The 14,694-nt window shown below is 63.8% G+C and carries 14 protein-coding genes; 13 read left to right on the top strand and 1 reads right to left on the bottom strand.

Annotated features, from left to right (window positions below; genetic code table 11):
* Positions 1-3: 3 nt before the first annotated feature.
* From ACLBKR_RS07400 to ACLBKR_RS07455, 12 genes are all read left to right on the top strand, one after another.
* Positions 4-2,841: an SPOR domain-containing protein gene (locus ACLBKR_RS07400; protein ID WP_414901251.1), complete on the top strand. Its 2,838-nt coding sequence runs from the start codon at positions 4-6 to the stop codon at positions 2,839-2,841.
* 117 nt (positions 2,842-2,958) lie between these two features.
* A complete protein-coding gene (nagZ, locus tag ACLBKR_RS07405; RefSeq protein WP_113339598.1) occupies positions 2,959-3,987 on the top strand; it encodes a beta-N-acetylhexosaminidase in 1,029 nt (342 codons plus the stop codon).
* A 74-nt stretch (positions 3,988-4,061) separates the two neighbouring features.
* A complete protein-coding gene (locus ACLBKR_RS07410) occupies positions 4,062-4,859 on the top strand; it encodes a segregation and condensation protein A (RefSeq protein ID WP_244710467.1) in 798 nt (265 codons plus the stop codon).
* Positions 4,860-4,867: 8 nt separating this feature from the next.
* Positions 4,868-5,605 carry an SMC-Scp complex subunit ScpB gene (scpB, locus tag ACLBKR_RS07415; protein ID WP_113448395.1) on the top strand — a complete coding sequence of 246 codons (738 nt, stop codon included), beginning with the start codon at positions 4,868-4,870 and terminating at the stop codon, positions 5,603-5,605.
* Between the two features lie 99 nt (positions 5,606-5,704).
* On the top strand, positions 5,705-6,811 hold the full coding sequence (locus ACLBKR_RS07420) for an ABC transporter ATP-binding protein (RefSeq protein ID WP_113339596.1): 1,107 nt from the start codon (positions 5,705-5,707) through the stop codon (positions 6,809-6,811).
* A gap of 33 nt (positions 6,812-6,844) precedes the next feature.
* A complete protein-coding gene (locus ACLBKR_RS07425; RefSeq protein WP_112830201.1) occupies positions 6,845-7,042 on the top strand; it encodes a twin-arginine translocase TatA/TatE family subunit in 198 nt (65 codons plus the stop codon).
* Between the two features lie 51 nt (positions 7,043-7,093).
* A complete protein-coding gene (tatB, locus tag ACLBKR_RS07430) occupies positions 7,094-7,798 on the top strand; it encodes a Sec-independent protein translocase protein TatB (protein ID WP_414901255.1) in 705 nt (234 codons plus the stop codon).
* On the top strand, positions 7,795-8,616 hold the full coding sequence (gene tatC / locus ACLBKR_RS07435) for a twin-arginine translocase subunit TatC (protein WP_112830199.1): 822 nt from the start codon (positions 7,795-7,797) through the stop codon (positions 8,614-8,616). The genes tatB and tatC overlap by 4 nt, the downstream gene beginning before the upstream one ends.
* A 114-nt stretch (positions 8,617-8,730) precedes the next feature.
* Positions 8,731-10,014 carry a serine--tRNA ligase gene (gene serS, locus ACLBKR_RS07440; RefSeq protein WP_414901257.1) on the top strand — a complete coding sequence of 428 codons (1,284 nt, stop codon included), beginning with the start codon at positions 8,731-8,733 and terminating at the stop codon, positions 10,012-10,014.
* Positions 10,015-10,031: 17 nt separating this feature from the next.
* Positions 10,032-10,805, top strand: a complete 774-nt coding sequence (gene surE / locus ACLBKR_RS07445; RefSeq protein ID WP_112830197.1) for a 5'/3'-nucleotidase SurE — start codon at positions 10,032-10,034, stop codon at positions 10,803-10,805.
* A gap of 8 nt (positions 10,806-10,813) precedes the next feature.
* Complete coding sequence (locus ACLBKR_RS07450) at positions 10,814-11,455, top strand: protein-L-isoaspartate(D-aspartate) O-methyltransferase (RefSeq protein WP_414901259.1); 642 nt, start codon at positions 10,814-10,816, stop codon at positions 11,453-11,455.
* Positions 11,456-11,622: 167 nt separating this feature from the next.
* Positions 11,623-13,188, top strand: coding sequence for a peptidoglycan DD-metalloendopeptidase family protein (locus tag ACLBKR_RS07455; protein WP_113442860.1), 1,566 nt, complete (start codon positions 11,623-11,625; stop codon positions 13,186-13,188).
* Between the two features lie 66 nt (positions 13,189-13,254).
* Here the strand turns inward: ACLBKR_RS07455 and ACLBKR_RS07460 are convergent, their stop codons facing one another.
* Complete coding sequence (locus tag ACLBKR_RS07460; RefSeq protein ID WP_414901261.1) at positions 13,255-14,127, bottom strand: ATP-binding protein; 873 nt, start codon at positions 14,125-14,127, stop codon at positions 13,255-13,257.
* A 212-nt stretch (positions 14,128-14,339) separates the two neighbouring features.
* Here ACLBKR_RS07460 and yajC point away from each other — a divergent pair, with 212 nt between their 5' ends.
* On the top strand, positions 14,340-14,690 hold the full coding sequence (gene yajC / locus ACLBKR_RS07465) for a preprotein translocase subunit YajC (RefSeq protein ID WP_112830194.1): 351 nt from the start codon (positions 14,340-14,342) through the stop codon (positions 14,688-14,690).
* The last annotated feature ends 4 nt before the right edge of the window (positions 14,691-14,694 follow it).

Consider the following 14,694-nt stretch of genomic DNA (forward strand, 5'->3'; position numbering starts at 1 on the left):
GTAATGGTACAAAAGCAGGCAGCCTACAGCAGTCGATATGGCAATGACAGTTTTGCGGACGACGATCCGTTGGCTGAGCTTGCACGTATCGTCGGCTTCGAGCCGGAGGAGCCCCAGGCGGCTGCCCCGGCAGCGCGCGTGTCTCCGTCCGACGAAGGCCACTTCAATCTTGAAGACGAACTGCTGCGCGAATTCGAGGTCTATGACGCCCCGCAGCCGGTAGAGCCGGTTGTCGCGCGTGCCGAAGACGTGCCGGCGGTCTCGCCGGTTCCCGTTGTCGAGAACGCCTATCGCGAGCCGGAGGCCTCTCCGTCCTATTTCGCGCCCGAGCCCTCTTACGATCACTATCGCGAAGAGCCGTCCTTCGATGTCGATCTGGCCGATGAGCTCGAACTTGCGGTTTCGGAGGCGGACGAGGATGCGCATTGGCAGCCGGCGCAACCGGTAGCCGTTTCCGCCCCCGAACCAGAGCCGGAGCCTGCTCCGCGCCTCCGTCTTCCGCTTGCGAATTTCTCGGCGGCTCCGCCCGTGTCCGTCGCAAGCCAAGCGCAGCCGGTCGAGACGTCCGTCTCCGCCCAGCCGCAGTCGGCGGTGCCGGTGAGGGCCGATGTCGACGATTTCTCGATCGATGACTTCGCGCTGGAATCTGAATTGCCGGCGGAGAATTTCGACTGGTCTCCGGTCGAGCATGCATCTGCGCCTGTCGCAGAGCGGGCGTCGTCCGGAGCACGGGCCGATGATTTCTTCGCATTCGACGACCTGATCGCGGAAGCGGATGCGGGCAAGGCTCCTGTCGTGCAACCCGCGGCGGTCGCTCCTGCGACGCCGGTCGCGCGTACCGAGCCGTCTTTCACCTTCTCCTTTTCCGACGAACTTGCCGCCAGCGAGGATGCCACGCCTGCGCCGATGTCTCCGGTGTCGTTCGGAACTCAACCGGTTGTCAGGTCCCAACCGGTTGTTGAGCCGGTTAAGGCCGAGCCCGCGCGCGCGGCCGTTGCCGAAGACGAGGCTTTCGATCCCTTCGCGGACGCCGAATTCGATCTGCAGCTCGACGATATCGAGCTCGACCTCTCCGACATTGAGGCGGACGCAGACATGCGCACCGCCCGGCCGGCGATGGCGGCCCCCGCAGCGACGGCAGAGCCGCGCCCGCAGCCCGTCCGCTCCGTCGAGCCGGCAATCCCGGTAGAGCCCGTGCGAGCCATGCCTCAGCCGCGTGCGCCGGAAAGGGCGGCCGTCGTCGAGCCGTCGTTCGATCTGGCCGAAGAACCTTTGCCGTTCGATCCGGCTGAAATCGCCGAACAGGAAGAACAGCCAGAATCCGTTGCCGAGATGGATGTTCCGGAAGTTCCTGTTCCCGAGGCCAAGGAGCCGCCGGCGGCTTTCCACCACGATTACGATCTCGATCTCGATACCGAGCTTGCTTCGCTGTTCGACGACGCCGCAGCGGCGCCGGCAGTCAAGGCTCATCAGCCGGCCGCACCCGTTATCGCCGCAGCCGCAACTGCTGGCGTGGCGACGGCCGCTGCTGCATCTGCATCGGCAAAGGGCGTCGCCCACCAGCCGCCGCCGCTCGATGACTTCGACGCCTTCGAGCGGGCGTTGGAGGAAGACTTCCGCCGTACTCTCAGCAAGCCCGAGGATTACAGGGGCAATGCTTCCGGCCGCATCAACATTCCGCTCGAACCGCAGGAAGGCATTGCGGCGGCGCGCAGTTCCACCCGTCGCCTGTTGCTGACGGGCTCTGCGATTGCGGTCGTTCTGTTGCTCGGCGCAGGTGGTCTTTATGCCTGGTTCAGCGGTTCGAGCGTTCCGGGAATCTCCTCCGGAACGCCGCCGGTGATTACGGCCGACAAGGAGCCGGTGAAAGTTGTGCCCGAGGATCGTGGCGGCAAGTCCGTCCCCAATCAGGACAAGGCCGTATACGACCGCGTAGCCGGTGCCAGCGTCGAAGATCCGAAGCAGCAGAGCCTGATTTCGTCCAGTGAAGAGCCGGTCGACGTGGTCCAGAAGACCCTGATCCCGGAAACCCTTCCGCTGGAAGGCGAAAACGAAGCCGAAGCGCTGGGTACACCCGTCGGTGAGACCGAAGATCCGCGCCTGTTGCCTTCGGAGAACCAGCCGGAGCAAACAGCCGCTGCCGATGACGACCAGGCGACGATTACACCGCGCAAGGTGCGCACCATGATCGTCCGTCCGGATGGTACGCTGGTGGCTCAGGAGGCCCCGGCCGAACCCGCACCGGTTAAGCCGGCTGTCAGCGAAAAGACGAGCATGCCGGCCGCCGAAACCAAGCCCGCCCTTGCAGCACCGACGGCGGGGCGCGTACAGCCGACGGAGACCGCAGCCGCTCCGGCAGCCTCCGTGAGCGACGCCGCTCCCGCCATGGAGCAGAAGGCTGTGGTTCCGGCTTCCAAGCCGGTTCAGCCGACGGCACCTGCCGCAAGTCCGGCAAGCAAGCCGGCAACGGCTGCAACCCCCGCAGCACCGGTGGCCCCGGCCGCGCCCGCCAAGCCGGTCGCTACCGAAACCGCGGCTGCAGCGCCGGCCGAACCTGCCCCTGCACCGGTTGCTCCGGCGCCTGCCGCCGCGGCCCCCGGAAGCTACTTCATCCAGGTCGCATCGCTTCCGTCCGAGGCTGAGGCCGAGAAATCCTACAAGAGCATTTCCGGCAAGTTTGCGAGCGTCGTCGGCGGGCACGCCTACGAGATCAAGAAGGCGGAAATTGCCGGCAAGGGCACCTATTACCGCGTACGCATCTCGGCCGGCAGCAAGGCAGATGCCCAGGCGCTTTGCGAACGTTTCAAGGCCGCCGGCGGAAGCTGCCTCGTCACGAAGTAGGAACTGTCGCTTTCAATGTTGAAAAGAGAGGCGGAAACCATGGGTTTTCGCCTCTTTTCCTGTGTATGACACGCTGCAGAGCTTCGGCTTTTTACCCATCCCTCTTATGATTCGCCCATGACCCATCGATACGCTCCGGCGAAAGCCATGATCCTCGGCTGCAGCGGCCTTGCGCTGACTGCGGACGAAAAATCCCTCTATCGCGACGAACAGCCCTGGGGCTTCATCGTCTTTGCCCGCAATCTTTCGGAGCCGGCGCAGATATGCGATCTCGTTGCGGAGATGCGCGAGACCGTCGGCGGCCGCAATGCGCCGGTGCTGATCGACCAGGAAGGCGGCCGTGTCCAGCGTATCCGTGAGCCGATCGCGCCCCGGTATCCATCGGCTGCGGTACTCGGCGAACTCTATCGTCGGGACAAGGCAATCGGTCTGCGTGCGGCCTGGCTGATGTCCCGCCTCCATGCTTTCGATCTCCTGAAACTCGGCATCAACGTCGATTGCCTGCCGGTGCTCGATGTGCCGGTCGAAGGCGCAAGCAATGTCATCGGTGACCGGGCCTATGGCACCGATCCGCTGACGGTCGGCGAAATGGGCGAAGCGGCGGCCGAAGGTTTGAAAGCGGGCGGTGTGCTGCCGGTGATGAAGCATGTGCCGGGCCATGGTCGCGGCATGGCGGACAGCCACCACGAGCTGCCGGTGGTCACGACGTCCCACGAGGAATTGTCGGCCCATGATTTTCCGCCGTTCCGCAGGCTGCGCAACGAATTGATGGCGATGAGCGCGCATGTGGTATACTCGGCCATCGATCCGGATCATCCGGCATCGACGTCGAAAGTGGTGATCGACAAGATCATCCGCGGCGAGATCGGTTTCGATGGATTGCTGATGTCCGATGACGTGTCGATGAATGCCCTGAAGGGAACGATAGGTGAGCGCGCCGCAGCGATCGTGGCGGGCGGTTGCGATGTCGTTCTCCATTGCAATGGCGTGCTGGAGGAGATGCGGGCTGTGGCTGCCGCAGCGCCTGTTCTGTCCGGCCGGGCAAGGACGCGCGCCGATGCGGTCGAGAATGCCTTCGGTCGCATCGATGCCTATGCCGAAGCCGATATCCGCAACGAATTCGATGGCTTGAGGGCGACGGCCTGATGTCGCGCACCGGAGCCCAGCCCCCGAACACCTCTGCACGCAATCCGGCGGGCGGCACGGGCGCCGCCACGCCCATGGACCCGTTGTGGCAGGAGACCACGGCCGAACGGCTGACGGGCGAGCCGGCTCTGGTGATCGATGTCGCGGGCTTCGAAGGTCCGCTCGATCTTCTGCTGTTTCTTGCGCGCAACCAGAAGGTCGACCTGTCGCGCATCTCGGTTCTGGCGCTTGCCGAACAATATCTGCAGTTCATCGAAAGCGCCCGGCGCATCCGCATCGAGCTCGCGGCCGACTATCTCGTCATGGCGGCCTGGCTCGCCTATCTGAAGTCACGCCTGCTGATCCCGCAACAGGCCAAGGACGACGGACCGTCGGGTGAAGAAATGGCGGCGACGCTGGCCTTCCGGCTGAAACGCCTCGAAGCCATGCGGGAGGCGGCAACCCGCCTCATCAACCGCAATCGCCTCGGCCGGGACGTCTATGTGCGGGGAGCGCCGGAACACGTGCCCACCCGCGTCGAGAACGCTTATGAGGCGACCCTCTACGATCTGCTGACCGCCTATGCGGCTCTTCGCCAGCGGCAGGCAATCACCCAGGTGACGATCGAGCGACGCAAGGTCTGGGCGTTGTCCGACGCTCGCGCCATTCTGACGCGGATGATCGGCGAGATCGCCGACTGGACGACCCTGGAGCAGTATCTGTTGCGCTATCTTTCCTCCGAGGAGGAGAGGGTGACCGCTATTGCCAGCGCCTTTGCCGCTTCGCTGGAGCTTGTGCGCGAAGGCCGGTTGGAAATCCGCCAGGACGGCGCCTTCCAGCCGATCTACATGCGTAGCGGTCCGCGCGCAGCCGATCTCTCGTCGGTGGAATAGGGCGCGCGATGGGCGAACCGCAGGATCAGGATTTCTTCGAGGACGAAACCGAGGTGGCGGAGCGGCCGGCCGAACCGAGCGCCGAAAGCGTGCGTCTGGAGAACGAGGCCGCCCGGATCGCCGAGGCGCTGGTGTTCGCCTCCGCCGAACCGGTGTCCGAAAGCTTCATCGCCGACCGCCTGCCGCGCGGAACCGATGTTCGCGCCATCATGCGCCGCCTCAAGGAGGACTATGCCGGCCGCGGGGTCAATCTGCTGCAGGTCGACGACCACTGGGCCTTCCGCACCGCCGCCGATCTGTCCTTTGCGATCCGCAAGGACGAGACCGAGGCGAAGAAGCTGTCGCGTGCTGCCCTCGAAGTCCTGGCGATCATCGCATATCACCAGCCCGTCACCCGCGCCGAGATCGAGGATATTCGCGGCGTCCAGACGTCGAAAGGCACGCTCGACGTGCTGATGGAGGCGGGTTGGGTGCGGTTTCGCGGCCGCCGCCGTACGCCTGGCCGGCCTGTGACCCTCGGTACGACGCGGGATTTCCTCGACCATTTCGGGCTTGAGGAACTGCGCGACCTGCCGGGTCTCGAAGAACTCAAGGGCGCGGGGCTGCTTTCGGGTCGCATCCCTCCGAACATTTCCGTACCCCTGCCGATCGGCAATGACGACCTCGCGGAAGACGAAGATCCGATCACTCAGCTCGATCTCGAGGAGCTTGGCCTCTTGACACCGGGCGGTGAAGCGGACGAATAGCATCATGTTTTGTTGGACAACCGGGCTCGCGTTCGGAATGCCCCGCGGCGGTTGGTTCCGGCGCGTGGCGCATCGGCGGGCGGCCTCGCGGAAGATGGAATGAACTCGGTCGCGATCGATGGGGCAGATGCGAGGCGGACGGCAGGGGTTACCTTCGCCGCCAGCCTGCGCTTTGAAGATATCCGCCACGGCTATCATGGCAGGGAGACGATCCGCGGCGTCTCGCTGACCGCCAAGGCCGGCGAGGTACTCTGCCTGCTCGGACCGTCGGGCTCCGGAAAGACAACGCTTCTGAGGATTGCCGCCGGGATCGAGGTACAGTCTTCCGGTCGCCTGCTGATGAACGATCGCGAGGTCGCCGGACCCTCCGGTTTCATCCCTCCCGAAAAGCGTGGCATCGGGCTGATGTTCCAGGATTTTGCGCTCTTTCCGCATATGAACGTGCTCGATAACGTCCGTTTCGGCCTGACCGCCCTGCCGCCGAAGGAGGCGGTCTCCGGAGCCATGGCGGCGCTCGAGCGCGTCGGTCTTGCCCATTATGCCGACAAATATCCCCATGCGCTTTCGGGTGGCGAGCAGCAGCGCGTGGCGCTGGCCCGGGCGCTTGCGCCGCGGCCCGGAGTCCTCCTGATGGACGAGCCCTTTTCCGGCCTTGATTCCCGGTTAAAGGACACCATTCGCGCCGACACGCTTGCGATCCTGCGCGAGACGCGAGCGACCGCCGTCGTGGTTACCCACGACGCCGAGGAGGCGATGCGCATGGCTGACCGGATTGCCCTGCTGCGCGACGGACGTCTGGTGCAGGTCGGAACCTCAGACGATCTTTATCGCCGGCCGAAGGATCTTTTTACCGCCGCCTTCTTTTCGGAAATCAATGAGTTTTCCGGCGTCGTGCGCGATGGCTGTGTCGAAACGCCGCTCGGAACGACCTCCGCGCCCGGCATGAAGGACGGCCAGTCCGTCTCCGTCGCCGTCAGATTGTCCGGCGTCGGGCTGCGGGAGGAGGGCGGTGCGATACCCGCGCGTATTCTTTCGCGCCGTTTTCTGGGCGTTGTGGAACTGCTGGAACTTGCCGTGCCCGGAACCGAGCGTCCGGTTCGTTCACGCATCCGGGCTGACATCCTGCCGCAGGGGCTTCGTGACGTCACGGTGACTGTGAATCCACAGGACATTTTCGTATTTGAAAAACAAGCTGAAACACCTTAAATCGGTGGGACACGCAAACAAGGAGTGACAGTAATGGGTTCTTTTAGCATGTGGCACTGGCTGATCGTATTGGCCATCGTCCTGTTGCTGTTCGGCCGTGGCAAGATCCCTGAACTGATGGGTGACGTTGCCAAGGGCATCAAGAGCTTCAAGAAGGGCATGTCTGACGACGAAGCCGAAAATCAGGCTCCGGGCAAGACGGTCGACCATAAGGTCGAAGAGACCAAGTAAGCGCGTTACGGCCGCTCGGCGGTCTCGGAATATGGCGTCGGGAGCCTTTTGATGCTGGATATAGGCTGGAGCGAGTTGCTCGTCATCGCGGTAATTCTGATCGTGGTGGTGGGGCCGAAAGACTTGCCGCCGATGATCCGTGCCTTCGGAAAGATGACGGCGCGGCTTCGTCGCACCGCAGGGGAATTCCGCGCCCAGTTCGACGAGGCCCTGCGGGAAGCTGAACTGGATGATCTGCGTCAGAGCGTGGATGAGGCGCGAAAGCTCAATCCCGCGTCCTCCCTGCGTGACGCGATCAATCCGCTGCGTCAGATGGGCAATGAGATCAAGGCCGACCTGCAGAAGGCGACGAAGCCCGATAACAAGAGCGTGATGCCGCCGGACGCGGCATCCTTGGAAGAGGCGGCGCCGGTCCTGCCGGAAATACCGGCTCCGCTGTCCGGAACGCCATCCGGTCTCTCGCAGCCGGCGCCGGCTGCCGCACCGGCCGCTGCTCCCGCTCCTGCTGCCGCAGCAGTGGCGACATCCGCTTCCACTGGTGTTGATACGGTCAAGGCTTCCGCTGCCAAGCCGACAAGCCGCAGCCGGAAACCCAAGACGCCCGCTGAATCCGTTCCGGCACCCGTTGTCGAAGCCGCAGCACCTGCCAAGCGGACCCGCAAAGCTGCCGCTCCCAAGGCTGCCGCGGAGGCTTCGCCCGTCAAGGCGGCCAGGACCAGCAAACCCCGCAAGACAAAGACCGAGGACCGTGCATGAGCGGCGACATCGAAGACAAGCCGCAGCCGCTGATCGAGCATCTGATCGAACTGCGCTCCCGCCTCATCTGGGCGCTGGGTGCGTTCTTCGTTGCGTTCATCGCATGCTTCGCCTTTGCCAAGCAGCTCTTCAACCTGCTTGTCATTCCCTACAAGTGGGCGGTGATGTGGGCCGGCCTCGACGTCGGCAAGGCCGAACTGATCTACACGGCACCGCAGGAATTCTTCTTCACCCAGGTGAAGGTCGCCATGTTCGGCGCCATGGTCATCGCCTTTCCAGTGATCGCGGCCCAGATTTACAAGTTCGTGGCGCCGGGTCTTTACAAGAACGAGAGGGCGGCGTTTCTACCGTTCCTGGTCGCTTCGCCGATCCTTTTCCTGATGGGCGCCGCACTGGTCTACTTCTTCTTCACGCCGATGGTGATGTGGTTCTTCCTCGCCATGCAGCAGGCGCCGGGCGAGGGCGAGGTGGCGATTTCTCTGATGCCCAAGGTTTCGGAGTATCTGAGCCTCATCATGACGCTGGTCTTTTCCTTCGGGCTGGTCTTCCAACTGCCCGTCGTGACCACTCTGCTTGCCCGCGTCGGCATCCTCGAAAGCACGTGGCTGGCCGAGAAGCGCAAGTACTTCATCGTCGTCGCCTTCATCATCGCCGCGGTGCTGACGCCGCCCGATCCGATGTCCCAGATCGGCCTTGCTTTGCCGACCATCCTTCTCTACGAGGTAGCCATCTATGCTGCACGACTCGTGGAGCGCCGGCGGGCTTCGGAAGCGGACGCGCTCGTTCCGGCGGGCGAGGCAGGCGAGAAGGGCGAATAGGGCGACAGCCTTCGCTTCCCCGGCCTTTTCCATCGCGAGCATGCATCCATGGGGCCGGACAGGGCGCCCGCCAGGTCCGATCCGACGATCACCGCAAGACGACCTGGAACGACGATGCTTGATATCAAATGGATCCGTGAAAACGCCGAGACCCTTGACGATGCGCTGGCCAAGCGCGGCGCCGAGCCACTGGCTGCGCAGCTGATTGCGCTCGACGAAAAGCGTCGGGCCGTGGTCCAGTCGCTTCAGGACATGCAATCCCGCCGCAACGCCGCCTCCAAGGAGATCGGCGCGGCGATGGCGCAGAAGAACGCCGAGCTTGCCGAAAAGCTGAAGGCAGAGGTTGCGGCGCTGAAGGACACCATGCCGGCGGCCGAGGACGAAGAACGTCGCGTCTCGGCCGAACTTGCCGACCAGCTTTCGCGCATCCCGAACGTTCCGCTTGACGACGTGCCGGTGGGCAAGGACGAGCACGACAACGTGGTTGCCCGCGTGGTCGGCCAGAAACCCGGCTGGAACCATCCCGCCAAGGAACATTTCGAAATCGGCGAAGCGCTCGGCTACATGGATTTCGAACGGGCCGCCAAACTGTCGGGTTCGCGTTTCACGGTCCTGACGGGACCTCTCGCCAAGCTTGAGCGGGCGCTCGGCCAGTTCATGCTGGATCTGCACACGACGGAGCACGGCTATACCGAAGTCTCTTCGCCGCTGATGGTGCGCGACGAGGCCATGTACGGCACCGGCCAGTTGCCGAAGTTTGCCGAAGATCTGTTCAAGACCACGGACGGCCGCTGGCTGATTCCGACGGCCGAAGTGACGCTCACCAATCTGGTGTCCGGCGAAATCCTCGAGCAGGAAAAGCTGCCGCTGCGCTTTACAGCGCTGACGCCATCCTTCCGCTCGGAGGCAGGTTCGGCCGGCCGCGACACCCGCGGCATGCTTCGCCAGCATCAGTTCTGGAAATGCGAACTCGTCTCGATCACCGATGCGGAAAGCTCCATCGACGAGCACGAGCGGATGACGGCCTGCGCGGAAGAAGTGCTGAAGCGCCTCGGCCTGCATTTCCGCACGATGACGCTCTGCACCGGCGACATGGGTTTCGGTTCGCGCAAGACCTACGACCTCGAAGTCTGGCTTCCGGGGCAGAACACCTATCGCGAGATTTCATCCTGCTCGGTCTGCGGCGACTTCCAGGCCCGCCGTATGAATGCGCGCTATCGCGGCAAGGACGGCAAGGGCACGACCTTCGTGCATACGCTGAACGGTTCCGGCACGGCGGTTGGCCGTTGTCTGATCGCGGTCATGGAAAACTACCTGAACGAAGACGGGTCGATCACCATTCCGGACGCATTGCTGCCGTATATGGGCGGACTGAAGAAGATCGAGAAGGCAGCCTGAAACAGGGGAGATACGGTATGCGCATTCTCCTGACCAATGACGACGGCATCCACGCCGAGGGGCTGGCCGTGCTGGAACGCATCGCCCGGACGCTTTCGGACGATGTCTGGGTCGTCGCGCCGGAATCCGACCAGAGCGGCCTTGCCCATTCGCTGACCATTTCGGAACCGCTGCGTCTGCGCAAGGTGGCCGACAAGCGTTTTGCGCTGCGCGGTACGCCGACCGACTGCGTCATTATGGCAGTGCGGGAGGTTCTCGACGGCAAGCCCGACCTGGTTCTGTCCGGTGTGAATGCGGGAGGCAATCTCGCCGATGACGTGACTTATTCGGGGACCGTGGCCGGCGCCATCGAAGGGACGCTGCAGGGTGTCCGTTCGGTCGCCCTCAGCCAGCTTTACGAATACGACAATGGCGGCCGGGTCATTCCCTGGGAAGTCGCGGAGACCCTTGGTCCCAAGCTGCTTGCGCAGTTGATCGAGGCTGATCTTCCCGATGGCACGTTCCTGAACGTCAACTTTCCCCGCTGTGCGCCCGCCGAAGTGCAGGGCATCGAGGTCACGGCGCAGGGCAAGCTCGATTTCGGCCTCGAAGTCGAGCAGCGTGCCGATGGGCGGGGTTTTCCCTATTACTGGCTCCGCTTCGGCGACCGCGGCAGCCGTTTTCGCGAGGGAACCGATCTGCAGGCCATCAAGGCCAACAAGATATCCGTGACCCCGCTCAAGCTGGACATGACGGACTATGCCTCGCAGGATCGTCTTGCGAAGGCGCTCGGTTTCGGAGCGGCGGGTTGAAGTCGGGCATGCTGGAAAAGGAGGGTTTTGCGGCCCTCGTTCTCAGGCTCCGGTCGGAGGGGATCTCGGATCTCGATCTCCTGACGGCGGTGGAGCAGACGCCCCGTTCGCTCTTCGTGCCCCCGCAATATTCCGAGGACGCCTATTCCAGCCGCTCGATCCCGATCGAATGCGGGGCCTTCATGGAAGGTGCCGACCTTGCCGTCCGCCTGCTGTCGCTGCTGCAGGTGAAACCCGGTCAGCGGGTGTTGGAGATCGGCACGGGAAGCGGCTTCATGTCGGCGGTGCTCGGCAGGCTTGCCGAACGGGTTCTCTCGATCGACCGCTACAAGACGCTGATCGCAGGAGCCCAGCAGCGCCTTGACAATCTCGGCCTGCGCAATGTCGTGCTGCGCCAGTCGGACGGCAGCAACGGTCTTTCGGGCGAGGGGACCTTCGACCGCATCCTTTCGACCGCCGCCTTTCCGGCCATGCCGCGCTTCTTCGCCGAGCAGCTCGTCTCTGGCGGCATGTTCCTCGCACCGCTGGTGACCGGCGAGAATACCTGCGTAATGGTGCGCCTTATCAAGACCGGCAGCCGTTTCGAGCGGGAAGATCTGTTCGAGGCGCCTTATCTGCCGCTGATGCCGAAGATCGCTTCCTTTCTCTGAAATCCTGTGGCGCCAGCGGGAGCGCGATTGCGCGTCGGCGGACGCGGCTACCGATGAATGTGCGCCTTTTCGAAATTATTCACAGCGATTCCTGCAAGTTAACCGCCCGGTAACACTAACGCGCTTTAATCAAATCACATCAAGTTGCGTAGAATGTGGGTCGAGTTATGCGTCAAAGTGTATCGCCGAAAGCCGGACTGCCAGTTGCCCGTATCGCTGTGGCAATGCTGTTGGCTGGAGTTGCCAGCGGTTGCAGTTCCGATGCGACCCGCTTCAGTTCCGTATTCAATACCGACAATATGACCACGGCTTCGACGCCGAGGCGGCACATTACCGGCATGAATGGCCAGCAGCCGATGCCGACCCAGGATATCGCCGGCGCCCAGCCCGATTACACCACCCGCCAGCAGGCCATGAGCCAGCCCTATCCTTCGGCTCCGTCGTCCTATCCGACGACAAGCGCGCCGTCGGTTGCCCGCAGCGCCGCCGCTCCGGTTTCGGTTCAGCGCGCCGAGCTTGCGGCTCCCTCCGGTTCGTCGAGCGATGCGGATCGTCAGGCCGCTCTCGCCCAGCCTTTCCCCGGGACGCCGAAGAATACGCAGACGGCCGGCCTCGGCGCTCCGCCGCGCAACCTGAATGCGGATGACCTGTCCACCGGATCCACCCGCCCGGCTTCCGGCTGGACGACGGCGAACGCCACCCGCGTGACGCTGAAGCCCGGCGAAACCATCGCGACTCTGGCGCAGCGCTATGGCGTGCCGGAACGCGAAATCCTCAAGGCGAACGGCCTCAGCCACGCCTCCGACGCCGCCACCGGGCAGCTCGTCATCATTCCGTCCCTCGCCGGCCAGAAGAACGCCGCCCGTGCTGCGGCCGATGCTTCCGGCCTGCCGGCCAACGGTCAGAAGCCGCTGGCGCCGCAATCGCCGGAACAGAACGTCGCCGTCTTGCCGAGCACGCCGACCTCGCGCGACAAGTCTCAGGCGGTCGCATCGAGCGCCACCGGCAAATCGGACGCCGCAGCCGGCGCCGCACCCGGTGCTTATGTCGTCAAGCCGGGGGATTCCCTCAACAAGATCGCCAAGGCGAACGGTGTATCCGTCGATGCCCTCAAGAAAGCGAACGGCATCACCGACGGCAATATTCGCATCGGCCAGAAGCTGAAGATGCCGGGCGCGTCGAGCCAGGTGGCTTCCGCTCCGGAAAAGACGCCAGCGGCAGACCCGGTCAAGACCGCTTCTGTCCCGACGAAGGACACCAAGCCCGCGCCGGCCGCATACAAGCCGCCGGCCGCCACCCAGTCCGTCAGCGAAGTCGCCTCCGTCGATACGAAGGAAGATGCCCCCGAAGCCACCGGCATCGGCAAGTATCGCTGGCCGGTCCGCGGTGCGGTGGTCGCCGGTTATGGCGCAAACGTCGAGGGCAAGCGCAATGACGGCATCGACATCTCCGTGCCGCAGGGCACGCCGGTCAAGGCTGCCGAAAACGGTGTGGTCATCTATGCCGGCAACGGCCTGAAGGAACTGGGCAATACCGTCCTGGTGCGCCACGACGACGGAACGGTCACCGTCTACGGACACGCCGATGCGCTTTCGGTCCAGCGCGGCCAGAAGGTCCAGCGCGGCCAGCAGATCGCCACCTCCGGCATGAGCGGCAACATCAAGCGCCCGATGCTGCACTTCGAGGTTCGCAAGGATGCGACCCCGGTCAACCCGATGACTTTCCTGGAATAGGTATTGCGTCCCAGGCAGGCGTTGAAAAGGTCCGGAAATCCGGGCCTTTTCTCGTTTAGGGCATTTTCAGGCGTGGTCGGTTCTGACGCGAAGGCGCCCGGCGAGATCCTGAATATATTGCCAAGCGACGCGGCCGGAGCGGCCGCCGCGCGTGGTGGCCCACTCCAGCGCCTCGCGGTGAAGCTGTTCGCTGTCGAGCGGCAGGGAAAAATGCTCGGCGTAACCGTCGATCATCGCGAGATAGTCGTCCTGACTGCACTTGTGGAAACCGAGCCAGAGACCGAACCGGTCCGAAAGCGAAACCTTCTCCTCGACGGCTTCCGACGGGTTGATGGCGGTGGATTGCTCGTTCTCCATCATGTGGCGCGGAAGCAGGTGCCGGCGGTTGGATGTCGCATAGAAAAGCACATTGTCCGGCCGGCCCTCGATGCCGCCGTCGAGTGCCGCCTTCAGCGACTTGTAGGCCGTGTCGTCGTGATCGAAGGACAGATCGTCGCAGAAGACGATGACCCGGTGCGGCACGTCCTTGGCGATGTCGAGAAGCGCGGGCAGGGTGGCGATGTCCTCGCGGTGCACCTCGACGAGTTTCAGCGAGATGCCGGTCTCGGCGAGGACGTCGGCGTGGACTGCCTTTACCAGCGAGGATTTGCCCATGCCGCGTGCGCCCCAGAGCAGCACGTTGTTGGCCGGATAGCCCTCGGCGAAGCGCAGCGTGTTTTCATGCAGGATATCGCGAACGTGATCGACGCCGCGGATAAGCTTGAGCGCGATGCGGTTCGGCCGTTTCACGGGCTGGAGTTCCTGACGCGCCGGGCTCCAGACGAAGCAGTCGGCGGCGCCCCAGTCGTTTTCGGCGGCGGCGGGGCCGGCCAGCCGTTCGACGGCTGCCGTCAGCCGGCGCAGTTCAGCGAGCAGCGAAAGATCGATGTCTTCGGACATCACGATTCCCTCCCAGGTTTGTTCCGGCAAGTGCGTTCACGGTTTTCCCCGGCGCTACCATGGCGTTTTCGGGCTCGAAAGGGTAAGAGGCGGTAAAACGGTACGCATCGCCGCTGTTTTTGTTGCATTCGCAGGGCCGGTCACTATATTCCGGCGACCTGATGCGGGGGGCCGCGGCTGCCCGTGCGCTTGGCTTGTCTAGGGAGTTATTGATGTTCATTACTGAAGCCTTCGCCCAAGAAGGGACTGCTGCAACCGGTGCATTCGGCTCCGGTCTCGAAATGCTGTTCCTTTTCGCGCCGCTGATGCTGATCTGGTATTTTCTGCTGATCCGTCCGCAGCGCCAGCAGATGAAGAAGCGCGAGGAAACCCTGTCCTCCATCCGCCGCGGCGACCAGGTCGTCATGGGTGGCGGCATCGTCGGCAAGGTCACCAAGGTCGTCGACGACAAGGAACTCGAGGTCGAGATTTCCGAAGGCGTCAAGGTCCGTGCGCTGCGCACCTATATTGCCGAAGTCCGCGTCAAGGGCGAGCCGGTGAAGACCGAGGCTTCGGCCTCCTGATGCT

The sequence above is a fragment of the Paenirhizobium cremeum genome (assembly GCF_047553425.1).
Taxonomy (GTDB): Bacteria; Pseudomonadota; Alphaproteobacteria; order Rhizobiales; family Rhizobiaceae; genus Allorhizobium; species Allorhizobium cremeum.